Here is a 26269-nt window from a genome sequence, read left to right as displayed (position 1 = left end):
AGCACCACCGACGCTTTCAGGACCCCGAATCGGCAGACACCATCCACAGGTGACCGTCCGGGTCGGCGAACACCCCCGTGTACCCCCAGGGTTGGGCTGTCGGCTCGGTGACCACATCGGCGCCGGCGGTGCGCGCCCGGTCGACGACCGCGTCCGCGTCGGCCGGAGCGGCGACGCCGATGTTGAGCACGCACTCACTCCGCCCCCTCGGGGCGACCTCGTGCCGACCGATGACCCAGCCGAAGCCCCCGGTCGGAACAAGCATCAGCCGCAGGCCGTCGTTGAACCACGAACTGCAACGGCTCCGGAACACCGTCGTCGGCCAACTCGCCCACGGCCTCGAACCCGAGGCCGTCCCGGTAGAAGCGGTACGCGGTGGCCCGGTCGGCGATGGGCAGACTGACGATCACCGGTGCGAAGGTCATGAGTGGACGCCCTTCATAGGGTCGGTCTAGTACGGTCACCGCCCAGTGTGCCGCTCTGAATTAGGGTTGGCGCGGTGAGCGTCGACGACTGGCTGTCAGACACCCGCACCTCCTACGACACCGTCGCGGTGAGCTACGCGCGCCTGGTGGACGACCTCCTGACCCAGACGCCGTACGAACGAGCCGCACTGGCCGCATTCGCGGACCTCGTGCAGGACGTCGGTGGCGGGCCGGTGGCGGATGTGGGATGTGGGACGGGCCGGATCACCGCCCATCTGCACACGTTGAACGTCGACGCGTTCGGCATCGACCTGTCGCCCGGGATGATCGCGGTGGCCCGCCGTCATCACCCTGAGTTGAGGTTCGAGATCGGCTCGATGACCGCCCTGGACCTACCCGACAACTCGCTGACCGGGCTGATCGCGTGGTACTCGCTCATCCACGTCCCCGACGACCAGCTCGGCGCGGTGTTCGCGCACTTTCGGCGGGTGGTACGTCCCGGTGGTCCGCTGCTGCTCGGCTTCCACGTGGGCGACGAGACGACCCTCAAGACGGAGGGCTACGGCGGCTACCCGATGAAGGTCAACGTGCATCGCCGCCAGCCCGCCCAGATGGCAGCCTGGCTGCGTACGGGCGGTTTCCGGGTCGAGTCGCAGACGACTCTCACCTCGCCCGAGAGCAAACTCGGGGCGATCATCTTCGGGCGGCGCGAGCCCTGATCCGGGCGGCGTGCCTGGTGCGCGTCGACGCCTCGGATGCCTGGATCGCAACCACCGGAGCAGCCCTGGGTGCACGGATCTTTCCCTGCGATCGTGACAACAGAGAAAAGGGCCTCTGCCACCCGGGCTTCCACCCGAGGCCAGAGGCCCTTCCGTTGCAGAGCCGCCTGACGGAATCGAACCGTCGACCTACGCATTACGAGTGCGTCGCTCTAGCCGACTGAGCTAAGGCGGCAACGATCAGCAAGTGTACGGCACCCCGGCGGCACCGACCGAACCGGATACCCCCGCCGCACCCGCCAGCACCAACCGGACATCGGCCGTCATCTGGACGCTTACCGGACAGCGGATGATCGGGTCCGGGACTACGCTGCGGCGGGTGAGCGACGAACGCGACCACCCCGAACGTCACGACGAGCCCACCGAACGCCCTGAACGCGCTCCGGCCGGTGAGCGCGCCGCCCACCGGCCGCGCAGCACCGACCCGCTGGAGTTGGGCTTCACGCCGCGCAAGCCGGTGCCGTGGCTTGCCCCGTTTCTGCTGATCAGCACCGGAATCCGGACGCTGCTGGCGGTGCTCTTCGGGGCGTACCTCGACAAGCGCGAGTTGCAGAACGCGTTCGGCGACGGCGTCTTCCGCCAGGTCGGGCCGGACGGCGGGCTGTGGCTCGACTACGTGGCCGACCTGGGTGACGGCTTCAACGCCACCTACTCGGTGGCGTACCTGCTGGCGCAGCCCGAGCTGACCGTCGACGGGCACCGCCTGCCCCGGGCGCAGACCCTGCTGATGGGCGGCGACCAGGTGTACCCGTCGGCGGCATACGCCGCGTACGAGGACCGGTGCAAGGGCCCCTACCAGGCCGCCTTGCCGGTGCCGCCGGCCGAGAAGCCGACGCTCTTCGCGGTACCGGGCAACCACGACTGGTACGACGGCCTCACCGCGTTCCTGCGGTTGTTCGTCCGGTCCCGGGACCGCAACTTCGCGGGCTGGGGCACCGGGCAGTCCCGGTCGTACTTCGCGGTGGAGTTGCCGGCCGGCTGGTGGTTGCTCGGCGTGGACGACCAGTCCGGTTCGTACCTCGACGATCCGCAGCTGGCCTACTTCGACGAGATGGCCCGGCGGCTCGGTCCGGAGTCGAAGGTCATCATCGCGACGCCGGCGCCGACCTGGGTCAAGGCCGCCGACAACCCCACGGCGTACGACTCGATCGACTACTTCATCCGGACGATCATCGACCCGACCGGGGCGCGGGTGCGGCTGCTGCTCTCCGGCGACCTGCACCACTACGCCCGCTATTCGGGGCCGGACCGGCAGCTGATCACGTGCGGCGGGGGTGGCGCGTACCTCTATCCCACGCACAAGCTGCCGGAGCGCATCGAGGTGCCACCGCGGGACACGCTGGCCCGCAAGGCCAGCTCCGCCCAGCCGTACGACCTGGCGGCCCGTTACCCGGACGCCGCGCGGTCCCGCCGCTACGGCTGGGGCATCTTCCCCCGCTTGCCGTTCCGCAATCCCGGCTTCACCACGTTGCTCGGCACCCTGCACACCCTGCTGATGCTGGCCATGGCGGGTGCGACGGCGAACTGGGCCGACAGCACGGACCAGCGGCTGTTCAGCGTCCCGCTGGTGGTGATGGTGCTGGTGACGGTGCTGGCGGCGGCCCTGTTCGCCAAGCCGCCGAGTGCGAGCGGCAAGCGCCACGCACGGCACTGGATCCTCGGCGTCGGCCACGGCGTGGCGCAGGTGGCCCTGGCGGCGGCCGGCACCTGGGTCTGGTTGGCGCTGCCGTTCTACGACTGGCCGTGGCCGCTGCCTGCGGTCGCCGCGGCGGTGCTCTACGGCCCGGTGATCGGCCTGGTCGCCAGCCAACTGGTGGCGGCGTACCTGCTGGTGGCGGGCTCGTTCGGGGTGAACGTCAACGAACTCTTCGCCGGCCAGGGCATTGAGGACTCCAAGTCGTTCCTGCGGCTGCGTATCGACCCGGACGGCACGCTGACCATCTACCCGTTGGGGGTGGACCGGGTCTCCCGCGACTGGCAGGTGAACCCCGACCAGTCCCCCACGAGCAGCTGGCTGATCCCCAAATCCCCCCTAACCCCCCACCTAACCGAACCCCCCACCGTCCTGCACTAACCCACCCCCACCCACCCCCACCCACCCACAGAGCTCAGTTGATCAAGAAGTTTCGGTCACGCCAGGCCTGATTCCTGACGCAAACTTCTTGATCAACGCCGGCGGAGGGTGGGGCGGGTGGGCGCGGCGGTTGGGTGGGCGGGGTGGGCGGGTTAGGGGGTGTAGTGCTGGTCGTGGGCTTGGCGGGGGGCGCAGACGGAGGCTCGGGAGCAGGAGCAGCGGGAGCCGTCCGCGTCCAGGCGTACGGTCACCGCGTCTCTCGGGACGCTGTGGCCGACGACCCGGCCGTCGCCCTCGGGAGTGGAGACCCGACTGCCGACCGCCGGGGCGGTCTCCTGGAAGCGCTGGTACAGCGGGTGCTCGTACTTGAGGCAGCACATCAGCCGGCCGCAGGCGCCGGAGATGCGCAGCGGGTTGAGCGGCAGATCCTGGTCCTTCGCCATCCGGATGGTCACCGGCTCGAAGTCGGTGAGGAAGGTGGCGCAGCACAGGTCCCGACCGCAGGAGCCGATGCCGCCCTGCACCCGCGCGGAGTCGCGTGCGGAGAGCTGGCGCAGCTCCACCCGACAGTGCAGGGTCGCGCCCAGGTCGCGGACCAGGGACCGGAAGTCCACCCGGTGCGGGGCGGTGAAGTACACGGTGCTGCGCTCACCGCCGCTCTCGGCGGAGCCGAGCACATGGTCGACGGCCACCACCTTCATCGGCAGGCCGTGCGAGCGGATCAGCCGTTTCGCGGCCACCTTCGCCTCGGCCTTGCGTCGACGCAACGCCTCGTCGCGGCGCAGGTCGTCGTCGCCGGCCAGCCCCACCAGGCGGGGGAAGCCGTCGGTGTCCTCGGTCACCCACTGCGCGGCCCACACGCACTCCGCCACCTCGGGCCCGTCATCGGTGGGCACCAGCACCCGGTCGCCCACCTGCGGACGTAACTCACCCGGGTCGAGGTAGTAGAGGCGCCCGTACCGGTTGAAGCTGACCGCGCAGAGCATGCCCATCCCCCCACCCTACGACGGGTCGCCGCGCAGAGCGCACCGGCCGGCTACACCCCGCTGCCATTCATGACCGTCGACTTGACCTATTGCCGGGCGTCCCGTCGTGCCGTTGCTCCTCGCCCGGACGGTTGAATCCGGTGCCGGGCAGGAGACAAGACGTGCCTCGGCGGCGTTGAGTGGGAGGCAGACCTGCGGGGGGTGCAGGGGGAAGACCACGGCGTCGCCGTGGGCGCCGGCTCAGGTCAGGCGCCCGCGAGCGACGCCGTGGCCTGTCCGAGGCCACGCGACCACGGCCGCAGACCGCGATCTGGGTTACCAGCCAACCCGGGTGGGCTGGTCGTAGCGGGGTCGCCCGTCCGCCGGCGGACGCCACGCGGCCTCGGCCAGGCTCGGCGCCCACTGTCGCAGCAGCGTCTCCGCGCCGTCGTACGCGACACAGAGCACCGCCAGCACCCGGGCGGCGATCTCGGCCGCGTCGGCCACACCGGGCCCGACCGGCCCGGGGCGTGTCGACGCACCGGTGGAGGTGGCGGCGACCACGGCGACCGCCTCGGCCGAGCGGAGCACGTCGGCCAACGTGCGGGCCAGCGCGAGCCGGCTGCCCTCCACCCAGTCGGCGAGGGCGTCGGCGTAACCGGCGGTGGATTCGAGTCGCCCGACCAGGCTGTCCGGCCCCTCGTCGAGGTGGCGCAGCAGCGCCGCCCGCTGTTGGCCGTACGCCGTGGCGGCCGGGCCGGACCAGAGCACCGAGTCGGTGAGCGCGGCGGAGACGTCGTCGTACCCCCGGACGAGCCGGCGCACCGCGTGCCCGGCGGTGGCGAGCGGCCCGGGGTGCAGGTCGAGGAAGCCGCGGACGGCGTCGCCCGGCAGCACCTGCATGCGGCGCAGCAGCGGCCAGACCCGGTGCCCCTCGGGGACGCCGGCCGCGATCAGCGAGTCCACCCGGCGGAGCAGGTCGAGGCCGGGCTCGGCGAGCCGGTCCAGCGCGTCCATCACGGTTCTCCGGCGAGCCGGCGGCGGGCCGCCCGGTCGACCTCGGCGTAGCGGTCGGCGGCCTCCCGCACCGCCGCCGCGGCGGCGGCCAGTCGACCGGCGGCGGCGCGGGCCTCGCGGGCCCGGTCGTCGGCGGCGGCGGTCCACTGTCGGTGCAGCGCCCGACCGATCTCTCCCGGGCGGCCCGGCGCGTCGGCGCCGAACGCGGTCTGGGCCGGATCGTGGGCGGTGACGGTGTGCGAGACGAGGGTGAGCGTGGCGCTCGCCTCGTCCAGTCGGGCGGAGAGCGCGCGCAGTGTGTCCATCTCAGGCCCCCGCGAGCGGTCGGTAGGCGGCGAACGTCTCGTTGTGCAGCTTCTCCCGGGCCCACTCGGCGGCGTCGGCGGCCGCGGTGACCGCGGCCTGCACGGAACCGGCCACGTCGCGCGGACTGCGGGTGTGCAGCGGCCCGAGGAATCGGACGTCGGTGATCCGCCCACCGGCGGTGACCACCACCTCGACCAGGCCGTCCGGCGAGCGGACGGTCACCTCGACGGTCGACACTGCCTGGTCGAACTCGGCTTGGAGGGACTCGATCCGGCGGTAGCGTCGCACCGCCTCCTCGATCCAGGCTTCGTCGATCTCCCCCCGCGGCATCGGCCGACTCCTCCCGGGTGATCCATCACTCAGTGTGCTGCCACCGTCACCACGGCACAGGGACCGTACCGCACCACAATCGGGCCTGTCGATGCCTGTGGACAACGGCCGGGAAGTGCGGGTCAGCCCTTCCAGAGGGCGAGCATCATCGCCTCGACCGCGATCCGCGGCTTGACGTTCGCCTCGATCGCCGCGCGGCAGGCCAGCACGGCCTCCAGCCTGCGCAGCGACCCCTCGGCGTCCCACTTCTGCGCGCCGGCACCGGCCAGCGCGGCCGTGTCGGTGTGTACCGGGGCGACGGGTGCGCGCAGCGCCATGGTGAGCGCGTCCCGGTAGAAGCCCGCCAGGTCGACCAGCGCCCGGTCAAGTGCGTCCCGCTGGGCCCGGGTGGCCCGGGACTTCTGCCGCTTCTCCAACTCCTTGAGCTGCCCGGCGGCACCCCGCATCGCGCCGGCCGCGCCCCGGCCGGTGCCGCCCGCGCCGAGCGCGGTCTCCAGTGCCGCCCGCTCGGTCGCGTCGGCCTCGGTGACCGACGCCTCGGCCTCCGCCTCGGCTGCCTCGATCAGCGCGGACGCCGCGTCGAACGCCGCGCCGACACCGGTCAGCCGGCGGGGCACCGCGAGCACCGCCTCGCGCCGCTTGCGGGCCTCCGGGTCGCGGGCCAGCCGGCGGGCCCGACCCACGTGACCCTGCGCGGCCGCCGCCGCCCACTGCGCCACGTCGGGCGCGATGCCGTCCCGACGAACCAGCACCTCGGCCACCGCGGCGGCCGGCGGCTGCCGCAGGGGTACGACCCGACAGCGCGACCGGATGGTCACCGAGATGTCGTCCGGGTGGGTGGACGGCGCGCAGAGCAGGAAGACCGTCCGCGGCGGAGGCTCCTCGATCGCCTTGAGCAGCGCGTTGCCGGCGGCCTCGGTGAGCCGGTCGGCGTCCTCGATGACCACCACCTGCCACCGCCCGCCGGACGGGGTGCTGGCCGCGCGGAGCACCAGCGCGCGCATCTCGCCGACGCCGATGGAGAGCCCTTCCGGCACCACCATCCGCACGTCGGCGTTGGTGCCGCCCATGGTGGTGTGGCAGCCGGGGCACTCACCGCAGCCGGTGCCGTGCACGCACTGGAGTGCGGCGGCGAACGCCCGTGCGGCGACCGAGCGGCCGGAACCGGGCGGCCCGGTGAAGATCCACGCGTGCGTCATCCCGGTGGATGGGTCCACCGCGCCGGTCACGGCCTCGTCGGCCGCTGACGCGTCACCGCTGACCGGGCCGGCGGCGACCAACGCGGCCGCGCCAGCACGCAGCACGGCGGCAGCCGCGGCGGCGGCGCGCCGCAGCTCGACCACCGCCTCGTCCTGACCGACCAGGTCGGCGAAGACGTCCGGCATCAGGTCTTGTGCTCCATCGTCACCAGCTCCGCGTCGGATAACTCAGGCTGCACCGAGGTGTCCGGGCCCTGCGCCGGCCGCGGGTGCACGATGCCGCCCGGCTTGCCGAGCATCTCCTCGACCCGCCGGACCACCAGCGCGGTGATCTCGTCGGCCGACCGGGACGCGTCGAGCACCAGGTAGCGCTTCGGGTCGGCGGCGGCAAGGTCGAGGAACGCGTACCGGACGCGCTCGTGGAAGGCGATCGACTCGGCCTCCAGCCGGTCGGTGCCGGTGTTGCGCGAGGCGACCCGGGACAGGCCGGTGCGCGGCTCCACGTCCAGCAGCACCACCAGGTCGGGCTTGAGCCCACCGGTGGCCCAGGAGGAGAGCCAGGAGACCTCGTCGACGGGCAGGGTCCGGCCGGCGCCCTGGTACGCCAGGGACGAGTCGACGTACCGGTCGCTGATCACCACGCCGCCCCGGACCAGCGCGGGCCGGACCACGGTGGCCACGTGGTGTGCCCGGTCGGCGGCGTAGAGCAGCGCCTCGGCCCGGGGGGAGGGCGCGTCGTCGCCGGAGGTGTCCAGCACCAGCGACCGGATTCGCCGACCGACGCCGGTTGCTCCCGGCTCGCGGGTGACCACGACGTCGCGACCCTGGCCGCGCAGCCGCTCGGAGAGCGCGGTGAGCTGGGTGGACTTCCCCGCGCCCTCGCCACCCTCGAAGACCACGAAGAGCCCGGCGGAGACGAACGGCTCGGCGGGCATCAGCGGACGACCCCGGATGGAGCCCCAGAGGTCGGCGAGGACCGGTACGCCCTTCTTGTCGTCCATCTGGCCGAACGCGCTGATCCCGGCGAAGATGCCGGCAGCACCGGCGGCGAGCAGCAGCAGTCGGGTGGAGGAGACGGAGATGCCGAGGTCGGCGATGGTCAGTTTGCGGGAGCCGCCGACACCGACCAGCACACTGCTCAGCCCGATGGCCAGGATCAGCACCAGCCGGGTGCCGATCTGCACCACGGCGAAGACCCGGCCGCGCACCTCGTCGGCCACCTCGCCGCCGAGCAACGTGGTGCCGGCCAGGAAGGCCATCCCGGCGCCGGCGCCGACCAGCACCGCGCCGACGATCGCCATGGACAGGTGGATGGCGAAGGCGAGGGTCATCACGGCGGCGCTGGCCAGCACGATGCTCATGCCGAACCAGCGACGCCGGGACATCTCCTTGACGATCATCGGACCGAGCCCGATGCCGAGCGCCAGGCCGACGAAGATGGCACCGAAGAGCAGGGAGAACGCCGCGTCCCCAGCGCCCAGCGAGTTGGCGAAGAACTTGGCCGTGCCGACCACGATGCCGCCACCGGCGAACGCGCCGAAGATGCCCAGCACCAGGCCACGGACGAGCGGGGTCTCGCCGATGTACTTCCAGCCCTCGGAGAACTGCCGGAACATGCTCTGCTCGGCACGCGCGGCCTCACCGCGTTGCGCCTCGCTGATCTCCTTGATCCCGAATGCCACCACCAGTGCGGTGGCGAGCCGGGAGAAGGCGTTGATCCAGAGCGCGAGCTGGGCCGGCTCGGCCCAGGAGGGCAGGTCGCCGCCGACGGCACCACGGACGCCACGGTCGAGCACGGCAAGGCCGATGGCGGCGGCGACCGGGGTGAGGCCGTACGTGGTGATCAGGGTGAGCTGGTTGGCCGCCTCCAGCCGGGCCCGCGGGATCAGGTTGGGGACCGCGGCCTCCTTGGCCGGGATCCAGAGCAGGGTGAGCGACTCGATCAGGAAGGTGGCGATCACCGCCCAACCGACCACCAGGCCGCCTGCGGCGCCGCTGAGGGCGTAGAGCGGAATGGAGGCGAAGAGCACGAAGCGCAGCAGGTCGCAGATGACCATCGTCCAGCGCCGGTCGAACCGGTCGGCGAAGACGCCGGCCACCGGGCCGAGCACCAACGCGGGCAGCAGCCGGATCGCGGTGACCCCGCCGAACGCGGCACCCTGGGCGGTGCTGCCCTGCACCTGCGAGGCGGCGAAGAGGGCAGTGGCCAGCAGGCCGAGCCAGTCACCGAAGGAGGCCGCGCCGAGCACGATCCAGAGCCGGCGGAACGGCCGGATGCGCAGCACGGAGCGGATCGCGGCATAACCGGACGGATCTACCTGACCGCCGTTGGGCTGGTCGGCGGCGTTGCCCGACTGGTCGCTCGAGCGCGACACGCCGGGCGACTCGCCGCTGTTCTGGCTTTCGATGGCCGTACCTCCACGTGCCGGCCCATCGCTGGGCACCTCCGGTGCAACACTCTAGACCCGGTGGGGGGCCACCCCCCGGGCGACATTCTCCTGCTCGCTGAGCCTAGGCCGCCGATGGTGCCGACCGCAGCCCGGACGTACGCGAGGGTATTTCGCATTCTCCGTCAGACAGTTAGCGTGCACACGTGGCCATCGAAAGCGACAAACTTCGCGAGCGCCTGGATCGGGCGACTGCCCACCTCGACCCCCCGTACGCGGTGGTCGACCTCACCGCCTTCGACGGCAATTCGGTCGCCCTGGCCGATCGCGCCGCCGGAAAACCGGTCCGCCTCGCCAGTAAGTCGGTCCGCAGCCGGGAGTTGATCAGCCGGGCGCTCGCTCGGCCCGGCTGGCAGGGCGTGATGGCGTTCACCCTGCCCGAGGCGATCTGGCTGGTCCGCGCCGGCGTCAGCGACGACGTGCTGGTCGCGTACCCGAGCGCGGACCGGGCCGCCCTCGCCGAGCTGGGCGCCGACCCGACGCTCGCCGCCGCGATCACCCTGATGATCGACGGCACCGGCCAACTCGACCTCATCGACGCCATCCAGGCCCCGGGGCAACGCGCCGAGCTGCGGCTCTGCCTGGATCTGGACGCCTCCTGGCGACCGCTGCGCGGGCGGGTGCACGTCGGCGTCCGCCGCTCACCGGTGCACAGCGCGCGGGCAGCCGGCGCGCTCGCCGCCGTCGTCGCCGGTCGGCCCGGCTTCCGGCTGGTCGGGCTGATGTCGTACGAGGCGCAGATCGCCGGCCTGGGTGACGCGCCGCCGGGGCAGACGCTGCTGGCCGGCGCGATCAGGCTGGCCCAGCGCGGGTCGTACCGCGAGTTGTTGGCCCGCCGTGGCGCGGCGGTCGCCGCGGTACGCGAGCACGCCGACCTGGAGTTCGTCAACGGTGGCGGCACCGGCAGCGTGGCCGCGACCAGCGCCGATCCCGCGGTCACCGAAGTCACCGCGGGATCGGGCCTGTACGGGCCGACGCTGTTCGACGCGTACCGCGCCTGGCGGCCCACCCCGGCGGCGTTCTTCGCCTGCGCGGTGGTCCGCCGGCCGACGCCGGAGCTGGCGACGGTGCTCGGTGGCGGCTGGATCGCCTCCGGCCCGGCCGCCGACAGTCGACTGCCCCGGCCGTGGCTGCCGGCGGGGCTGAAGCTGGTCGGCACCGAGGGCGCTGGTGAGGTGCAGACTCCGCTGTCCGGAGCGGCGGCGGCCGAGCTGCGCGTTGGCGACCGGGTGTGGTTCCGGCATGCCAAGGCGGGTGAGCTGTGTGAACGGGTCAACGAGCTGCACCTGATCGAGGGGGATGAGGTCGTGGCGACCGTCCCCACCTACCGGGGTGAGGGGCGGGCCTTCCTCTGAGGCCGGACAGCCGCCCCCACCGCCGGCCGAGGCCCTCGCCCCGCGCCGACTCAGGCGGGTTGGGCGGCCTCGGCCTGCTTCCCGACGCTGGACCGGTCGTTGTCCGGGCCGTCGACCTGGCGGTGCAGGTACTCCCGGATCAGCGCCTTCGCCTCCAGCAGCACCCGCTCGTCGCCGTCGGACCTGCGGCGGAACGCGAGCTTGATCAGCGCGTCCGCCGCCTCGACCGCGATCTCCAGCACGAAGCGCAGCTTGGGCACGTCGGTGAGCCCGAAACGCTCGGTGAGCACCCGGGCCAACTGGTCGGCGATCACGCCGTTGTTGTCCCGCTGCTCGTCGAGCAGGTGCAGGTCGACCACGTCGCCGAAGTGCAGAGTACGGAAGCCGGGGACGGTGCGGTGCATCGTGATGTACTCGTCGATCCCCGCGTCGACGCCGTCCCACCAGTGGGTCATCTCGTCGGAGGCGAACCGCTCGTCGAGCCGCTGGAGGTAGGACTCCATGGTCCGCAGGGTCAACGCCTGCACGATCGCCCGCTTGTCCGGAAAGAACTGGTAGACCGACCCGATCGCCACCTCGGCCCGCTCGGCGAGCAGGGTGGTGGTCAGCCCCTCGTACCCCACCTCGTCGACGAGTTCGGCGCAGGCATCCAACATGCGCTGTACCCGCGCGACACTTCGACCTTGCACCGGTACGCGGCGCAGCGGCCCGGTCGTGGCGGCTGGTGTGGACACTCTGCGCCACCCCCCTTCGACGGATGAACATATCTCCACGTCACGAGTCCGTGACTACCGGTACAACGAGCGGATCGCAATTGCGGTATTTACCAGCTAGAACGTTCCTGATATGAAGTCAGTTCATATTCATGAATGAGGAGTGCGCATGGTCCGCACCGCATCGCTCGGGGCTGGCTGGTCCAACTGGGCCGGGAACCAGCGTGGCAGCGCCAGCGCGATCCTGCGCCCCGGCTCGCCGACCGACGTCGCAGAAGCCGTCCGATCTGCCGCCGCCGACGGCGGTCGGATCCGGGTGACCGGCAGCGGCCACTCGTTCACCGCCGTCGCGCTCGCCGACGACCGTCGGATGGATCTGTCCGACCTGGACACCACGGTCAGCGTGGACGTGGCACATCGACTGGTCACCGTACCGGCGGGAATGACCCTGCACGCGCTCAACGGCCTGCTCGCCCGACACGGCCTCGCGCTGCCCAACCTCGGCGACATCGACGCGCAGACAGTCGCCGGGGCGATCTCCACCGGCACCCACGGCACCGGAGCGGGCTACGGATGCCTCTCCACCTTCGTCGAGGCGATCACCCTGGTCACCGGCACCGGCGAGGTGCTGCGCTGCTCCGCCGACGAGCATCCCGACGTCCTCGCCGCCGCCCGGGTGTCACTCGGCGCGCTCGGCGCGCTGGTCGAGGTGACCCTGCGCTGTGTGGACGCCTTCGTCCTGCGCGCCCACGAACGCCCAGCCGAACTGGCCGACGTGCTCGCCGAGCTGCCCGCGCTGATCGGCCGGCACGACCACGTCGAGTTCTACTGGTTCCCGTACACGTCCCGGGTCCAGGTCAAGGCCAACGACCGGGTACCCGCCAACGACCGGCCGCTGTCCCGCTGGCGCGGCTGGGTGGACGACGACTTCCTGTCCAACCGGGTCTTCGCCGGGGCCTGCCGACTCGGCCGGGCCGTGCCCGCGCTGGCCCCGGGCATCAGCGCGGTCTCCGCCCGCGCCCTCACCGAACGCCAGTACACCGGCCGCTCCGACCGGGTCTTCTGCACCCCGCGCCGGGTCCGCTTCATGGAGATGGAGTACGGCCTGCCCCGCGAGGCGTTGCCGGAGGCGCTCGCCGCGCTCCAGCGGATCGTGGACGGCCTGCCGTTCAAGGTGCTCTTCCCGGTGGAGGTGCGATTCACCGCCGCCGACGACATCTGGCTGTCGCACGGCTACGGCCGGGACAACGCCTACATCGCCGTGCACCAGTACGTCGGAATGCCGTATGAGCCGTACTTCCGGGCCTTCGAGGAGGTCGCCGCCGAGCTGGGCGGTCGCCCACACTGGGGCAAGCTGCACTACCGCGACGCCGCCTCGCTGGCCACGGCGTACCCCCGCTTCGCGGACTTCCAGGCCGTCCGCGACCGGCTCGACCCCGGCCGCGTCTTCACCAACACCCACCTGAATCACGTCCTCGGGGTCTGACGGCTCCCGTCGGGAGATCTTGGAGGGAAACGGCCCTTCCAGGGGCACATCGCTTCCAAGATCTTCATCCCTTCCATCCGGCCGCCCGCAGCGCCCCCAGGATTTGACGAAGAACCTCGTCCGGGTGAGCGCGGATCGCCCAGCCGGGAAACCGGAGGACGCGGTCGCCTTCGATCCACAGATCGTTCTGCCGTCGCATGTCCGCCCACCAGGCACGCGGATCGAGATGCTGCCCGCCGTCGATCTCGACATGCACTCCCCACTGTTCGAAGTAGGCGTCCAGGTAGCGACGCGGCGTCCGCTGCCGTGGCCAGAATCAGCCGGCGACGGCGGACCCGGGGCAGCCGTTCGACGACCCGGCGCAGGTCATCGCCGGCCACGATCCGTTGTTGAAATGCGGCGGCGACGATCGCCCGCGCCTGCTGGTCGTCGCCTGCCCACTGCGCGGCGTCCACGATTGAACGAACCGGCCTGGTCCGCTTGGGTTGCCCCACCGCCAGCACGTCCTGCTCCCGCAGTGTCACGGTCCGGTGCGCCAGCACACCGGCCGGCAGCGAGCCGCGCCGGCAGGAGGCAGGGAGCAAAACGTGGATCGGGCGGCCGGGGAAACCTCTGAGGCCGCCAGCCCGTGCTGCGGTCAGGCCACCCAGGATCGCCTGCGGCCCTGCGGCGAGGACCGCTATCCAACGGAGTTGGCCGGCGCTGACCGGGCCGTTGTGCGCGACGAAAACGGCTCGATGAGCCTGACGCCACATCCCGGTCGCCACGCGATGCCGGATGGCCTTGGTCGACAGGTGCCGCCGCGCCTGATCGAGGCTGACCACATCTTCCTGATGAAAGAGCAACCAGGTCAGCTCGTCCGCGTCATCGCCCGGCAGCCGGCGGCCCCAATCAGCCGGCGACGACGTCCTCCGGAGACTCATGACCATCAAGTCTCCTGATCGCCGACCCCGCCGGCAGTCCCTGTGGATAACGACGAGATCTTGGAAGGAGAACGCCCCTGGAGGGGCATATTCCTTCCAAGATCTCGCAGATCCAGGGCTACTCCGTGCTGGTGGCGGCTTTGCGCGGGGCGGCCTTCTTCGCCGGAGCCTTCTTCGCGGCCGTCGCCTTGGCGGTCGTGGCCTTCTTCGCGGCCGTGGACTTGCTGGCCGCCGCCGTCTTCTTGGCGGCCGTGGCCTTCTTCGCTGGCGCCTTCTTCGCCGCCGCCTTCTTCCGCGGCGCCGGACCCTTCGCCCGCTTCTCGGCCAACATCTCGGACGCTTCCTCGATGGTCAGCGCCTCCGGTGTCTGCCCGCGCCGCAGCGACGCGTTGAACTCACCGTCGGTCACGTACGGGCCGAACCGGCCGTCCTTGATCACCAACGGCTTCTCGGTCGCCGGGTCCACGCCCATCTCACGCAGCGGCGGGGCCGCGGCTCGCCGTCCACGGGCCTTCGGGGCGGCCAGCAGCGCCAGCGCCTCGTCCAGACCGACCGTGAACATCTGGTCCTCGGACTCGAGCGAGCGGAACTCCTCGCCCCGCTTGACGTACGGGCCGTAGCGACCGTTGTTCGCGAAGACCTCGACCCCGTCCGGCGCGACACCGATCAGCCGGGGAAGGCTGAGCAGCTTGAGCGCCTCCTCCAGGGTCAGCGAGTCCGGGGTCTGCGTACGCAGCAGCGACGACTTCCGCTCCCCGCTGGAGACGTACGGGCCGAATCGGCCGGACTTGAGCACGATCGGCTCGCCGGTCGCGGGGTCGTCGCCGAGCTTGCGCTCGCCGCTGCCGCCGAGGAACAGCTCGTGCACCTTCTCCGGGGTCAGCTCGTCCGGGGCCAGGCCCTCGGGGATTGGCGCCCGGTCACCCTGGGTGCCGCCCTCCTCGCCCTCACCCGAAGCCGGTGCCGGCTGCTCGCCGCCGGGCAGCTCCCGTTGCAGGTACGGCCCGTAGCGGCCGACCCGCACCACGACCTCGCGGCCGTCGTCGTCGGTGAAGAGCGGGATGGAGTTGACGCTGCGGGCGTCGATGTCGCTGAGGTTCTCGGTGACCAGCTTCTTGAGCCCGCCGGAGCGGGCGATGTCCTGGTCACCGGCACCGTTGGAGCTGCCGAAGTAGAACGCCGTGAGGAAGTCGACCGCGGCGTGGTCGCCGCCGGCGATCTCGTCCAGCTCGTTCTCCATGGTGGCGGTGAAGTCGTAGTCGATCAGGCGCGGGTAGTGCCGCTCCATCAGCCCGATCACCGCGAAGGCCAGGAAGGTCGGGATCATCGCCTGGCCGCGCTTGGTGACGTACCCCCGGTCCTGGATCGTCTGCATGATCGACGCGTAGGTGGACGGGCGGCCGATGCCCAGCTCTTCCAGGGCCTTGACCAGCGACGCTTCGGTATAGCGCGACGGCGGCTGGGTGTGGTGGCCCTGCGCGGCCAGCTCGTCGGCGGTGAGCGGCTGGTCCTTGACCAGGGTGGGCAGCCGACGCTCGGCGTCCTCGGCCTCGGCGTTCTCGTCGTCGCTGGACTCGACGTACGCGCGCAGGAAGCCCGGGTCGGTGATGGTCTTGCCGGTCGCGCCGAAGTCGGCCTCCTCCTGAGAGGTGGAGACCGCCCGGATGCGCACCGACACGCTGGAACCGACCGCGTCGGTCATCTGCGAGGCGATGGTGCGCCGCCAGATCAGCTCGTAGAGCTTGAACTCCTCGGCGGACAGCTCCTTGGCCACCTCGCCCGGGGTACGGAAGTTGTCCCCCGCCGGGCGGATCGCCTCGTGCGCCTCCTGCGCGTTCTTCACCTTGCCGGTGTAGCGGCGCGGCTCCGGCGGAACGCTGCGCTCGCCGTACAGCTCGACGATCTGCCGGCGGGCCGCCGAGATGGCGGTCTCCGACAGGTTGACCGAGTCGGTACGCATATAGGTGATGTAGCCGTTCTCGTACAGGCGCTGCGCGGTGCGCATCGTCTGCTGCGAGGAGAGGCGCAGCTTGCGGGCCGCCTCCTGCTGGAGGGTCGAGGTGATGAACGGCGCGTACGGGCGACGGCGGTAGGGCTTCTCCTCGACCCGGGTGACGGTGAACGGCCGCCCCTCCAGCCGGGCCGCGAGACCCCGGGCGCCACTCTCGTCGAGGTGCACGACGCCGGCGCCGGCCCGGACGCGACCGGTGGTCGGCTCGAAGTCCTTGCCGGTGGCGATCCGGTCGCCGTTGAGGGCGATCAGGGTGGCGTTGAACGCACGCGGACCCTCGCCGGAGTTGGCCACCGCGAGAGTGGCCAGGATGTCCCAGTATTCGGCGGTGCGGAAGGCCATCCGCTGCCGTTCCCGCTCGACCACGATGCGGGTCGCCACGGACTGCACCCGGCCGGCCGAGAGCCGCGGCATGACCTTCTTCCACAGCACCGGGGAGACCTCGTAGCCGTAGAGACGGTCGAGGATCCGGCGCGCCTCCTGGGCGTCGACCAGGTCGCGGTCGATCTCCCGGGGGTTGGCCACCGCCGCCTGGATCGCCGGCTTGGTGATCTCGTGGAAGACCATCCGCTTGACCGGCACCTTGGGCTTGAGCGTCTCGACCAGGTGCCAGGCGATCGCCTCGCCCTCGCGGTCCTCATCCGTCGCCAGGAAGATCTCGTCGACCTCCTTGGCCAGCTTCACCAGCTTGCTGATCTGCTGCTTACGGTCGGCGGAGACGACGTAGAGCGCGTGGAAGCCGTTGTCGACGTCCACCCCGAGCCGGGCCCAGGGCTCCTTCTTGTATTTGGCCGGCACGTCGGCGGCGTTGCGCGGCAGGTCGCGGACGTGACCGAAGCTGGCCTCCACGACGTACCCCGGGCCGAGGTAGCCCGAGATCGTCTTGGCCTTCGCCGGTGACTCGACGATGACCAGACGGGTGGTTCCAGCGTCACTTGGCACGTCTCTCCCCGACCTCACTCCTGCTCGTGGCCTGCCGGCGCCCGGACAGCGACCGCTTTCGACCCCGCCGTCGCACCGGCGGTCCGGATGTCCAACGTAACGCGCCGCCCGCGTTTCGGGTTTCGCGGGCCGCAAACCGCTTCGACGAGGCGGTCGACACCGCCCCGCCGCGCTCGGCACTGCCGGACGGCGCCACCGTACACCGTGGGTAGGGCTCGAAGCGGGTCACTGTGACGATGGCGGGCCCACGATCGAGGTCCGACCGGCCCGTTTTCCGCCTGGATCGACCCGCCGGCTGTCCGGCACCGGACACCCGGCCGGCGCCGCCGACCTGGGCGGAATGACCGCTTCAGGGCCGAGTTGGCCAGGCGTCGGTTGGCGCTGCGCGCGGTGGCCCGCCGACCAGTTCGGCGAGCCGGGCCAATCGGCGGCGGCCGGTGATCCGGTACGCCGGGCCGCCCTCGCCCGGGCCGAGCAGCGTCCCAGCCAGCCCGGCCGCGGCCAGCGCGACGCCGATCGACTCCCAACACTCCTGGCCGTCGTCGCCCAGCCGCAACACGAAGCAGTCGGGAGGCTCGGGCGTGCCGGCGGCGGCGAGCCACAGCCGCAACCGCCGGCCGGTCAGATGAAAGGCGGTCGGTGGGCGTTTCGTCGAACCGTGCAGCCAGGCGGCCGCGAGCGGCTTCAAGACCCGGGTGTACGACGTACGAACGGCGTGTCGCTCGCCCTCGGTCGGTTCCCAGCTCGCCGCCAGCCCGCGCGACGCCAGTTCGGCGACGAGCACGTGCACCCGCCAGGCGGCGTCCACCTGCACGGAGAGACGGGCGGTACCGCCCATCCGGACCACCTCACCCGGCCCGGCGAGCAGCCCGGCCAGGTCGGCGACGGTCGGTTCGGCCGCGTCCGCGCCGAAGAAGACCAGTTGCCGGCCCGCGTCGTCACCCTGGGACGGGCCGCTCTGGGACGAGCCGTTCTGCGGCGCGCCGCCGCGGCGTCGCCCGGGAGTGGGCGTGTCGGACTCCGGCGCGGGGAACAGCGCCGGGGGCGGCTCTGCCTGCCCGGTGTCACCGAGCCCGCTCAGCGACACTCCGGCACCTCGTCGAAGGCCTGTTTCAACTCCTCGGAGTTGAGCTTGCTGGTGTCCAGCGCGCTGGCGTCGTACTCCTTGTTGAGGGTCTCCACGGCGGCCCGCACGCCGTCGTAGAAGACGGTCGGCTCGCCGGTGCCCAGGCCGTCGATGGTGTCCCGGGCGCGGCCGTACGCGTCCCGCATCTTCCCCAGGGAGCTGCTGAAGCCCGCGGAGATGGCCTCGCCGTTGTCGGTCTCCGGGATGCCCGCCTTCTCCACCTTGCGGCGCGCGGCCTCGCTGGCCTGCTCCGCCCCATCGAAGAGCCGCACCAGGTTCTCCTTGGCCTGCGCCGGCGTGGTCTGCGCGGTCATCTGCTCATCCGTGCTGCTGGTCAGCTTGTTGATCTCGGAGCGCCACGGGGTGAGCGCGCCGCAGACCGAGGCCGCCCAGGCCCGTGGGCTGGGACCCCCGCCGCAACCGGCCAGGACGACGATCGTGGCCAGGACCACCGTGAGCTTTCCGGCGGCAGACGCCCGGCACGTACGCATGCGTTGCAGCGTACGGCCTTTGGCCAGGTGTGGCACCGGGCCGGACGGCCGGGGTCCCCGGTCGACGCGCTACGTCGACCGGGGACCCCGGGTTGGTCCTGGATCAGGCGTTGACCGTCTCCGGGCGGTGATCGGTGCTGCCCGCGCCGGTGTTGCCATCGGCGTCCGAGTCGGACATCGCGATGCCCTTGCGCTTGCTGAAGACCACCGACGCCACGATGATCAGCGTCGCGACCAGGGCGATGCCGACCCGCAGGCCGACGTTGCGCTCGTCGCCGACGCTCCACGCCACCACGGCGGGAGCGATCAGCAGCGAGACCAGGTTCATCACCTTGATCAGCGGGTTGATCGCCGGACCGGCGGTGTCCTTGAACGGGTCACCGACGGTGTCGCCGATGACCGTGGCGGCGTGCGACTCGGAGCCCTTGCCGCCGTACGCGCCGTCCTCGACCAGCTTCTTGGCGTTGTCCCAGGCCCCACCGGAGTTGGACAGGAACACCGCCATCAGGGTGCCGGCCCCGATCGCACCGGCCAGGTACGCCGCGAGCGCGCCGGGCCCGAGGCCGAAGCCGACCGCGATCGGCGCCAGGATGGCGAGCAGGCCGGGGGTCATCAGCTCGCGCTGCGCGTCCCGGGTGCAGATGTCGACGACCTTGCCGTACTCCGGGCGCTGGGTGCCGTCCATGATGCCGGGCAGTTCACGGAACTGCCGGCGGACCTCCATCACCACGGCGCCGGCCGAGCGGGACACCGCGTTGATGGCCAGCCCGGAGAAGAGGAAGACCACCGCCGCACCGATGATCAGGCCGACCAGGTTGCGCGGGTTCGCCACGTTCAGCGAGTTGAGGATCTCCGTCCCGACGTCGTTCACGCCAGCCGTCGCGTACGCGCTGCTGAGCGTGTCGGTGTACGAGCCGAACAGCGCGGTCGCGGCGAGCACCGCCGTGGCGATCGCGATGCCCTTGGTGATCGCCTTGGTGGTGTTGCCGACCGCGTCCAACTCGGTCAGCGTGCGAGCGCCGTGCTCGTCGATGTCGCCGGACATCTCGGCGATGCCCTGGGCGTTGTCGGAGATCGGCCCGAAGGTGTCCATAGCGACGATCACGCCGACCGTGGTGAGCAGGCCGGTGCCGGCCAGTGCCACCGCGAACAGCGACAGCGTGATGGAGCTGCCGCCGAGGAGGAAGGCGCCGAAGACGCCGGCGCCGATCAGCAGCGCCGAGTAGACCGCCGACTCCAGACCGATGCTGATGCCGGCCAGGATCACGGTCGCCGCACCGGTCTGCGAGCTCTTGCCGATGTCCTGCACCGGCCGCCGGTTGGTCTCGGTGAAGTAGCCGGTCAGCGCCTGGATCGCGGCGGCCAGCACGATGCCGATCACCACCGCGCCGATGGCCACCAGCCGCGGGTTGCCGGATGCCTCGGTGAGGCCACTGTCGAACTCGCCGAAGGTCGCCGGCAGGTACGCGTAGGCGGCGATCGCCACCAGCACCGCGGAGAGGACCGCCGACAGGTAGAACGCCCGGTTGATCGCGGTCAGGCCGCTGCGGTCGGACGCGCGCAGCCGGGTGATGAAGACGCCGACGATCGCGATCAGCACGCCGATGGTGGAGATGATCAGCGGGAAGACCAGGCCCTCCTCGCCGAACGCGGCGCGGCCGAGGATCAGCGCGGCGACCAGCGTCACCGCGTACGACTCGAACAGGTCGGCGGCCATGCCGGCGCAGTCACCGACGTTGTCGCCGACGTTGTCGGCGATGGTGGCGGCGTTGCGCGGGTCGTCCTCGGGGATGCCCTGCTCGACCTTGCCGACCAGGTCGGCACCGACGTCGGCGGCCTTGGTGAAGATGCCGCCGCCGACCCGCATGAACATCGCGAGCAGCGCGGCACCGAAGCCGAAGCCCTCCAGCACGGTCGGCGCGTCACCCCGGTAGACCAGGACGACCAGCGCCGCACCGAAGAGGCCGAGGCCGACGGTGAGGAAGCCGACGACGCCGCCGGTCCGGAAAGCGATCTTCATGGCCGCCTCGCGGCCGCCCGCTCGCTCCCTCGCGGCGGCGGCCACCCGCAGGTTGGCTCTGGTGGCCAGCCACATGCCCGCGCCGCCGATGAACGCGCTGAACAGAGCGCCCACCACGAAGAAGAGTGAGCGGCCGATCTTCACCGCGAGTTCACTGCCATCGGTGTCGTGCACCGGAAGCAGGAAGAGCAGCACGACGGCGACGACGACGAAGATCGCCAGGGTGCGGAATTGGCGGAGCAGGTAGGCCGAGGCGCCCTCCTGGACCGCCCCCGAGATCTCCTGCATTTTCTCGGTGCCCTTACCAGCCGCCAGCACCGTTTTTGTGAGGGCGGCAGCGAAACCGAGCGCCACCAGCGCGACAACCGCGGCGATGACGACGTAGGTGACATTGCTTCCGGTAAGGGAAAGCCCGCCGCCGTCGGCGGCCAAGGTCTCGGACATCTGTGTCCTCCTGTTACCGAACAATCGCGCCGGTGAGTGGAGACGCACTGACCGACGCCTGGATGCGGACTCGCAAGCGCGCGCCAACCCACCAGCGGACCAGCGATGACCACCCATACCCGCTGGCTGCGGGCTGGGTCACTTGCTGACAACCCGGGTACTGTAGCCCTCCGCAGTGTTGGAGGTCACATCCAGGTGGCACCGTGTCGCGATGATCTTCGTCGCTGTGTTATGAAACGAAATCTGATATAGGGCCCGATCCATGCGAAGAAGGCCGCATCCCCAGCAGGGGACACGGCCTACGCAGCGGAAGTGGTCAGCGGCCGACCGGCCACACCATCCGCACCTCGGTGCCGATGCCCTCGTCGACCGGGCGCACCTGCAGGTCCTCGACGAAGCCGGCGAGCAGCGCGAAGCCGACGCCGGTGGTCAGCGCCTCGTCGGTCAGCGACTCGTTGGCCAGCTCGTCCGGCGGCAGCGCGGTCAGACCGATGCCCGCCTCGATCGGCGCCCGGTCCACCACCCGCACGGCGTACGAGCCACCGTCGGACATCTCCACCAGCACCGGGTCGGCCAGGCCGTACTGCCGGTGCAGGGCCACCGCGCGGGTGCACGCCTCACCGATGGCCAGGCGCACCTCGTCCAACAGCTCCTCCCGGACCCCGGCCCGCCGGGCGACGGCGACGCCGACCAGGCGGGCGGTGCGCACGTGCACCGGAGCGGGCGAGAACGAGAGCTTGACTGTCGCCATCACGCGCCGGCGCCCGCCGAGTCGGCGCTGATCGCCGCGTCGACCGTCGGGTGCAGCGGAAACACCTGGTCCAGCGCGGTGATCCGGAAGATCTTGAGCAGCGGCTCCTTGTCGCAGACCAGCGCGAACGAACCGCCGGCCGCGCGGAGCCGCTTGAGCGCGCCGACCAGCACGCCCAGCCCGGTGGAGTCGAGGAAATCCACCCGACCGAGGTCGACCACCACGTGACGAGCACCACCGTCGATCAGTTCAAGGAGTCGTTCACGGAGCCGGGGCGCGGTGTAGACGTCCACCTCACCACCGACCTCGAGCACCGTGTGCTCGCCCACGGTGCGGGTCGCCAGCGACAGCTCCATCGGTCCTCCTCGCCAGAGCCGTAAACTCTCGTGGGCATCTAACCACTACCGCCGGGGCGGCCTGCGGACGCCAGCGGAGGCTTCCCCTTACCCCGGTGTCCGACTTTTCATCTCCGAACACCAGTGCGAGAGTGCAGGGCGTGACCTCCAACGACTTCAGCTCCGCGCGGCGCACGCCGCGCCATGACCTGGAGTCGTCGTCCGCGGCCACCGTATCCGCTGGTCCCGGCCCCGGGCCAGCGCCAGCTGACCTGCTGCGCCGGCTGCGCGCCCGGGGCGCCGCCGACCCGGTCACCCACGTCGAGCGGGTGCCGGCCCGCGCCGGGGTGCCCGCGCCCTGGCCGTCGTGGGCGCCGGCGGAACTGCGCACGGCGTTCACCCGGCGCGGCGTGGTCGCGCCCTGGCAGCACCAGGCCGAGGCGGCCAATCTGGCGTACGAGGGCCAGCACGTGGTCATCGCCACCGGCACCGCGTCCGGCAAGTCACTGGCGTACCAGCTGCCGGCCCTGGCCACCCTGCTCGCCGACCCCCGGGCCACCGTGCTCTACCTGGCGCCGACCAAGGCGCTCGCCGCGGACCAGTTGCGCGCCGTCGCCGCGCTGGAGCTGGAGGGGGTACGCCCCGCCTGCTACGACGGGGACACTCCGCGCACCGAGCGGGAGTGGATCCGCCGACATTCCCGGTTCGTGCTGACCAACCCGGACATGCTGCACCACGGCATCCTGCCCGGGCACGCCCAGTGGTCCGGCTTCCTGCGCCGACTCGCGTACGTGGTGATCGACGAGTGCCACACCTACCGGGGCGTGTTCGGCTCGCACGTCGCGCACGTGCTGCGTCGGCTGCGCCGGCAGTGCGCCCGGTTCGGGGCCACCCCGGTGTTCGTGCTCGCCTCGGCGACCTCCGGTGACCCGGCCACCGCGGCCGGGCGACTGACCGGCCTGCCGGTGACGGCGGTCACCGAGGACGCCTCCCCCCGTGGCGGGGTGACCTTCGCGCTCTGGGAGCCGCCGCTGCTGCCACCCGACTCGTCGACCTCTTCACCGGTGCCCCCGCAGGCGACGGGCGAGCACGACGAACTCCACCAGATCCGCCGGTCGGCGCTGCGCGAGACCGCGGACCTGCTCGCCGACACGGTCGCCGAGGGGGTACGCACCCTCGCGTTCGTCCGCTCCCGCAAGGGCGCCGAGGTGGTGGCCGCCAACGCGCGTCGAGCGCTGGACGACGCCGTGCCGGGGCTCGGCGACCGGGTGGCCGCCTACCGGGGCGGCTACCTGCGGGAGGAGCGGCGCGAGCTGGAACGGGCCCTGCTGCACGGCGACCTGCTCGGCCTGGCCTCGACCAACGCGCTGGAGCTGGGCGTGGACCTGGTCGGGCTCGACGCGGTGCTGATCTGCGGTTACCCGGGCACCCGGGCGTCGCTGTGGCAGCAGGCGGGCCGCGCCGGGCGTTCCGGGCAGGAGGCCCTCGCGGTGCTGGTGGCCCGGGACGACCCCCTGGACACCTACCTGGTGCACCACCCGGAGGCGATCTTCGGCGCGCCGGTGGAGGCGACGGTGCTCGACCCGGCCAACCCGTACGTGCTGGCACCACAGCTCGCCTGCGCCGCGGTGGAGGCACCGCTCACCCCGGCCGACCTGGCGCTCTTCGGCGAGGGGGCGAAGGAGGCGGTCGACGAGCTGGTCGCGGCGGGGGCGCTACGGCAACGGCCCACCGGTTGGTACTGGCGGCACCGGGAGCGGCCCGAGGTGGACCTGCGCGGCGAGGGCGGCGCCCCGGTCGCCGTGGTGGAGTCGTCGACCGGCCGGCTGCTCGGCACGGTCGACGGCGGCTCCTCGCATTTCCTGCTGCACTCCGGCGCGGTCTACCTGCACCAGGGCGTGTCGTACGTGGTCGACCAGCTCGACCTGGCTGACGGGTGCGCCCTGGTGCGCGCCGAGGAGCCGGACTGGTCCACCCACGCCCGCGACGTCACCGACCTGTCCGTGGTGTCGGTGCGCTCGTACGTGGACGCCGGGCCGGTCGGCATGTTCCTCGGCGAGGTGGACGTGACGAGCCAGGTCGTGTCGTACCAGCGGCGGCGGATCGCCACCGGCGAGGTGATCGACACCCGGCCGCTGGACCTGCCCACCCGGGAGCTGCGCACGGTGGCGGTCTGGTTCACCCTGTCACCACAGTCGCTGGCCCTCGCCGGGGTCCAGCCGGCCGATGTGCCGGGTGCGCTGCACGCCGCCGAACACGCCGCGATCGGCCTGCTGCCGCTGATGGCCACCTGCGACCGGTGGGACATCGGTGGGCTCTCCACGGCTCTGCACCCGGACACCGAGGCGCCGACCGTCTTCGTCTACGACGGGCATCCGGGTGGCGCCGGGTTCGCCGAGCGGGCGTACGGGACGGCGGCGGCGTGGCTGCGGGCCACCCGGGACGCGATCGCGGAGTGCGGCTGCGAGACCGGCTGCCCGTCCTGCGTGCAGTCACCGAAATGCGGCAACGGCAACAACCCGCTCTCCAAGCCGGACGCGATCCGGGTGCTCGACGTGGTGCTGACGAACCTGCCGCACTGAGCAGCTTGCATGAATCGGCATGGCACGGGGCACAATGATGTGGGAGCGCTTCCATCGATGCCAATGTTGCTGATCGCCCCCCGTGCCCGAGGAGAAGCTGTGGCCGACACCATCGCCGAGACCGTCGACCTGCTTTACACCATCGACCAGGACAACCTCACTCTCGACCAGCAGATCGCGCTGGGGTCGGCACTGGCCGCCCTGGCCCAGGCGGAGCGGCTGGAACAGATCAACGAGCGGCTACGCGGCATCCACCAGGTGCTCAACACCTGGGCGCTGCGGGCCGCGACCTCCGTCGACAGTCGCTGAGGTTTCCCGGAGTGGTCCTGCAAGGGCACCAGTGACCACTCCGTGCTGGGTAGTCGTCCGACGGCCTCGACGGCTACCCAGCAGCAACTGATCATGGGCAGCAGGGGGCGGCACTTGTCGGGCTGTGCGAGACTCCGGCGCACCAACCCCAGAGGAGTACACATGCAGCTCGACAACTTGCAGGGTCAGCACCAGTTCCACATCCGCCAGCGACTGCGCATGATGGTCAACCAGTACGAGGTCCGGGCGGTCTCCCCGGACGGCACCGAGGGTGAGTTGCTGGCGTTCGCGCAGCAGAAGCGGCTCGCCTTCAAGGAGCAGGTGACCATCTACACCGATGACTCCAAGCAGCAGCCGCTGCTCGGCTTCAAGGCCCGCCAGCGCATCGACCTCGGTGCCACGTACGACGTCACCGACGCGGCCGGCAACCCGATCGGCCTGTTCCGCAAGGACTTCGCCCAGTCGCTGCTGCGGTCCACCTGGCACGTCGAGCAGGCCGGCCTGCCGCAGGTGACCGGCCAGGAGCGAAGCATGCCGGTGGCACTGCTGCGTCGATTCGTCGACTCGCTGTCCTGGCTGCCGTACCACTTCGACTTCACCGCAAACGGCCAGCCGGTCTTCACCGTGGTCAAGAAGTGGGGCCTGCGCGACAAGTACGTCGTCGAGGTGCAGAACCCGCAGATCGACCGCCGTCTGGTCATCGCGATGGCCGTCGCCCTCGACGCGCTCCAGGCCCGCTGACAGACCCGGCCCGGACCAGTGCGGTGCGGTGCGGTGACCCCTCACCGGTCGCCGTCGCGGCCACCCACTCCTCGGCCGCCGGCCGGGACCTGGACCTCGACCAGTCCCGGCCGGTAAGCCGTAGGCCCGCCGCGAGGGTCAGCCGCGCACCGGGCCGGCACGGGCGCTCGCCGCGGCCACCCGGGTCAGGCCGGGTAATGGAGTGAACGCCACCTCGACTGTGATCAGCACGTCCAACCCGTCGAGGTGACAGCCGACCAGCCGGCCATCGTTGCGACCGGCCAGGTCGGATGCGGACGCGCAAGCCGCAGCGTCACCGTCGAGCGCCCGGGCTGCCCCGGCCAGCGCGCCGAGATCCGCTGCTACGGCCGCCCGCTGGCTCGCCATTGCGGCGGCGGCGACGGCGGCGCCGAACGTTCCGAACACCACGAAGACGAGCCCCATCGCCAGCAGCAGAACCGTCGCCCCACCTCGCTGGGGGTCCGGCCGCTGGCTGGA

24 protein-coding genes, 1 tRNA gene and 1 pseudogene are annotated in these 26269 nt (G+C 71.6%); 8 read left to right on the top strand and 18 right to left on the bottom strand.

Features of this window, described 5'->3' with window-relative positions; translation table 11 throughout:
* Positions 1-16 precede the first annotated feature (16 nt).
* Both AC5L30_RS05205 and AC5L30_RS05200 read right to left on the bottom strand, forming a co-directional pair.
* Positions 17-190 carry a VOC family protein gene (locus tag AC5L30_RS05205; protein WP_494865731.1) on the bottom strand — a complete coding sequence of 58 codons (174 nt, stop codon included), beginning with the start codon at positions 188-190 and terminating at the stop codon, positions 17-19.
* Between the two features lie 4 nt (positions 191-194).
* Complete coding sequence (locus AC5L30_RS05200; protein WP_494865729.1) at positions 195-425, bottom strand: hypothetical protein; 231 nt, start codon at positions 423-425, stop codon at positions 195-197.
* Between the two features lie 74 nt (positions 426-499).
* On the opposite strand from AC5L30_RS05200, the gene AC5L30_RS05195 reads away from it, so the two are divergent.
* A complete protein-coding gene (locus AC5L30_RS05195; RefSeq protein WP_494865728.1) occupies positions 500-1144 on the top strand; it encodes a class I SAM-dependent methyltransferase in 645 nt (214 codons plus the stop codon).
* A gap of 161 nt (positions 1145-1305) precedes the next feature.
* Here AC5L30_RS05195 and AC5L30_RS05190 read toward each other — a convergent pair.
* Positions 1306-1379: transfer RNA gene (locus AC5L30_RS05190), tRNA-Thr, on the bottom strand.
* Positions 1380-1523: 144 nt separating this feature from the next.
* On the opposite strand from AC5L30_RS05190, the gene AC5L30_RS05185 reads away from it, so the two are divergent.
* Positions 1524-3278, top strand: a complete 1755-nt coding sequence (locus AC5L30_RS05185) for a metallophosphoesterase family protein (RefSeq protein ID WP_494865727.1) — start codon at positions 1524-1526, stop codon at positions 3276-3278.
* 152 nt (positions 3279-3430) lie between these two features.
* Here AC5L30_RS05185 and AC5L30_RS05180 read toward each other — a convergent pair whose 3' ends face one another.
* The 6 genes from AC5L30_RS05180 to tmk all read right to left on the bottom strand — a co-directional run bounded on the left by AC5L30_RS05180 (position 3431) and on the right by tmk (position 9380).
* Positions 3431-4270, bottom strand: a complete 840-nt coding sequence (locus AC5L30_RS05180; protein ID WP_363609146.1) for a PSP1 domain-containing protein — start codon at positions 4268-4270, stop codon at positions 3431-3433.
* A gap of 309 nt (positions 4271-4579) precedes the next feature.
* Positions 4580-5260, bottom strand: coding sequence for a hypothetical protein (locus AC5L30_RS05175; RefSeq protein WP_494865725.1), 681 nt, complete (start codon positions 5258-5260; stop codon positions 4580-4582).
* A complete protein-coding gene (locus tag AC5L30_RS05170) occupies positions 5260-5565 on the bottom strand; it encodes a hypothetical protein (protein WP_494865724.1) in 306 nt (101 codons plus the stop codon). Before AC5L30_RS05170 ends, AC5L30_RS05175 begins: the two co-directional genes overlap by 1 nt.
* Position 5566: 1 nt before the next feature.
* On the bottom strand, positions 5567-5896 hold the full coding sequence (locus AC5L30_RS05165) for a YbaB/EbfC family nucleoid-associated protein (RefSeq protein WP_007454690.1): 330 nt from the start codon (positions 5894-5896) through the stop codon (positions 5567-5569).
* A 122-nt stretch (positions 5897-6018) separates the two neighbouring features.
* Entirely contained in the window at positions 6019-7281 is a 1263-nt protein-coding gene (locus AC5L30_RS05160; RefSeq protein ID WP_494865723.1) for a DNA polymerase III subunit delta', read from the bottom strand.
* Positions 7281-9380, bottom strand: coding sequence for a dTMP kinase (tmk, locus tag AC5L30_RS05155; protein WP_494866080.1), 2100 nt, complete (start codon positions 9378-9380; stop codon positions 7281-7283). Before tmk ends, AC5L30_RS05160 begins: the two co-directional genes overlap by 1 nt.
* Before the next feature lie 308 nt (positions 9381-9688).
* Between tmk and AC5L30_RS05150 the strand changes: the two genes are divergently transcribed.
* Positions 9689-10897, top strand: coding sequence for an amino acid deaminase/aldolase (locus AC5L30_RS05150; RefSeq protein ID WP_494865722.1), 1209 nt, complete (start codon positions 9689-9691; stop codon positions 10895-10897).
* 50 nt (positions 10898-10947) lie between these two features.
* Here AC5L30_RS05150 and AC5L30_RS05145 read toward each other — a convergent pair whose 3' ends face one another.
* Entirely contained in the window at positions 10948-11553 is a 606-nt protein-coding gene (locus tag AC5L30_RS05145; protein WP_494865720.1) for a TetR/AcrR family transcriptional regulator, read from the bottom strand.
* A 226-nt stretch (positions 11554-11779) separates the two neighbouring features.
* On the opposite strand from AC5L30_RS05145, the gene AC5L30_RS05140 reads away from it, so the two are divergent.
* On the top strand, positions 11780-13096 hold the full coding sequence (locus AC5L30_RS05140; RefSeq protein WP_494865718.1) for a D-arabinono-1,4-lactone oxidase: 1317 nt from the start codon (positions 11780-11782) through the stop codon (positions 13094-13096).
* 64 nt (positions 13097-13160) lie between these two features.
* Here AC5L30_RS05140 and AC5L30_RS05135 read toward each other — a convergent pair whose 3' ends face one another.
* A complete protein-coding gene (locus AC5L30_RS05135) occupies positions 13161-13352 on the bottom strand; it encodes a DUF559 domain-containing protein (protein ID WP_494865716.1) in 192 nt (63 codons plus the stop codon).
* A gap of 331 nt (positions 13353-13683) precedes the next feature.
* Here AC5L30_RS05135 and AC5L30_RS05130 point away from each other — a divergent pair, with 331 nt between their 5' ends.
* A complete protein-coding gene (locus AC5L30_RS05130; protein WP_494865714.1) occupies positions 13684-14037 on the top strand; it encodes a hypothetical protein in 354 nt (117 codons plus the stop codon).
* Positions 14038-14137: 100 nt separating this feature from the next.
* Here AC5L30_RS05130 and topA read toward each other — a convergent pair whose 3' ends face one another.
* The 6 genes from topA to AC5L30_RS05100 form a co-directional block, all read right to left on the bottom strand.
* Positions 14138-16972: a type I DNA topoisomerase gene (gene topA / locus AC5L30_RS05125; RefSeq protein WP_494865712.1), complete on the bottom strand. Its 2835-nt coding sequence runs from the start codon at positions 16970-16972 to the stop codon at positions 14138-14140.
* A gap of 349 nt (positions 16973-17321) precedes the next feature.
* Positions 17322-18059 carry a hypothetical protein gene (locus AC5L30_RS05120; protein WP_494865710.1) on the bottom strand — a complete coding sequence of 246 codons (738 nt, stop codon included), beginning with the start codon at positions 18057-18059 and terminating at the stop codon, positions 17322-17324.
* Positions 18050-18589 (bottom strand): hypothetical protein, encoded by a 540-nt coding sequence (locus tag AC5L30_RS05115; RefSeq protein WP_494865708.1) that lies wholly within the window; start codon positions 18587-18589, stop codon positions 18050-18052. The genes AC5L30_RS05120 and AC5L30_RS05115 overlap by 10 nt, the downstream gene beginning before the upstream one ends.
* A 103-nt stretch (positions 18590-18692) precedes the next feature.
* On the bottom strand, positions 18693-21053 hold the full coding sequence (locus tag AC5L30_RS05110) for a sodium-translocating pyrophosphatase (protein WP_494865706.1): 2361 nt from the start codon (positions 21051-21053) through the stop codon (positions 18693-18695).
* A gap of 316 nt (positions 21054-21369) precedes the next feature.
* Entirely contained in the window at positions 21370-21807 is a 438-nt protein-coding gene (locus AC5L30_RS05105; RefSeq protein WP_238668803.1) for an ATP-binding protein, read from the bottom strand.
* Positions 21804-22160 (bottom strand): STAS domain-containing protein, encoded by a 357-nt coding sequence (locus AC5L30_RS05100; RefSeq protein WP_494865704.1) that lies wholly within the window; start codon positions 22158-22160, stop codon positions 21804-21806. Before AC5L30_RS05100 ends, AC5L30_RS05105 begins: the two co-directional genes overlap by 4 nt.
* Positions 22161-22348: 188 nt before the next feature.
* On the opposite strand from AC5L30_RS05100, the gene AC5L30_RS05095 reads away from it, so the two are divergent.
* The 3 genes from AC5L30_RS05095 (at position 22349) to AC5L30_RS05085 (ending at position 25771) form a co-directional block, all read left to right on the top strand.
* Positions 22349-24721 (top strand): DEAD/DEAH box helicase, encoded by a 2373-nt coding sequence (locus AC5L30_RS05095; protein ID WP_494866079.1) that lies wholly within the window; start codon positions 22349-22351, stop codon positions 24719-24721.
* A 99-nt stretch (positions 24722-24820) separates the two neighbouring features.
* Entirely contained in the window at positions 24821-25030 is a 210-nt protein-coding gene (locus AC5L30_RS05090; protein ID WP_030334221.1) for a hypothetical protein, read from the top strand.
* A gap of 162 nt (positions 25031-25192) precedes the next feature.
* Complete coding sequence (locus AC5L30_RS05085; protein ID WP_494865701.1) at positions 25193-25771, top strand: LURP-one-related family protein; 579 nt, start codon at positions 25193-25195, stop codon at positions 25769-25771.
* 138 nt (positions 25772-25909) lie between these two features.
* On the opposite strand, the pseudogene AC5L30_RS05080 reads toward AC5L30_RS05085, so the two are convergent.
* Positions 25910-26245: pseudogene (locus tag AC5L30_RS05080) on the bottom strand (Rv3654c family TadE-like protein); the annotation flags it as partial.
* Positions 26246-26269 lie beyond the last annotated feature (24 nt).

The organism is Micromonospora sp. BQ32 (assembly GCF_059358895.1).
This window is presented reverse-complemented; position numbering and strand designations above follow the sequence as displayed.

Coding starts and splice junctions, on each gene's coding strand:
- AC5L30_RS05175 (WP_494865725.1), bottom strand. CDS start 5,260: ATGGACGCGCTGGACCGGCTCGCCGAGCCCGGCCTCGACCTGCTCCGC.
- AC5L30_RS05200 (WP_494865729.1), bottom strand. CDS start 425: ATGACCTTCGCACCGGTGATCGTCAGTCTGCCCATCGCCGACCGGGCC.
- AC5L30_RS05160 (WP_494865723.1), bottom strand. CDS start 7,281: ATGCCGGACGTCTTCGCCGACCTGGTCGGTCAGGACGAGGCGGTGGTC.
- AC5L30_RS05085 (WP_494865701.1), top strand. CDS start 25,193: ATGCAGCTCGACAACTTGCAGGGTCAGCACCAGTTCCACATCCGCCAG.
- AC5L30_RS05110 (WP_494865706.1), bottom strand. CDS start 21,053: ATGTCCGAGACCTTGGCCGCCGACGGCGGCGGGCTTTCCCTTACCGGA.
- AC5L30_RS05170 (WP_494865724.1), bottom strand. CDS start 5,565: ATGGACACACTGCGCGCGCTCTCCGCCCGACTGGACGAGGCGAGCGCC.
- AC5L30_RS05140 (WP_494865718.1), top strand. CDS start 11,780: ATGGTCCGCACCGCATCGCTCGGGGCTGGCTGGTCCAACTGGGCCGGG.
- AC5L30_RS05165 (WP_007454690.1), bottom strand. CDS start 5,896: ATGCCGCGGGGGGAGATCGACGAAGCCTGGATCGAGGAGGCGGTGCGA.
- AC5L30_RS05180 (WP_363609146.1), bottom strand. CDS start 4,270: ATGGGCATGCTCTGCGCGGTCAGCTTCAACCGGTACGGGCGCCTCTAC.
- AC5L30_RS05100 (WP_494865704.1), bottom strand. CDS start 22,160: ATGGAGCTGTCGCTGGCGACCCGCACCGTGGGCGAGCACACGGTGCTC.
- AC5L30_RS05115 (WP_494865708.1), bottom strand. CDS start 18,589: ATGCGTACGTGCCGGGCGTCTGCCGCCGGAAAGCTCACGGTGGTCCTG.
- AC5L30_RS05145 (WP_494865720.1), bottom strand. CDS start 11,553: ATGTTGGATGCCTGCGCCGAACTCGTCGACGAGGTGGGGTACGAGGGG.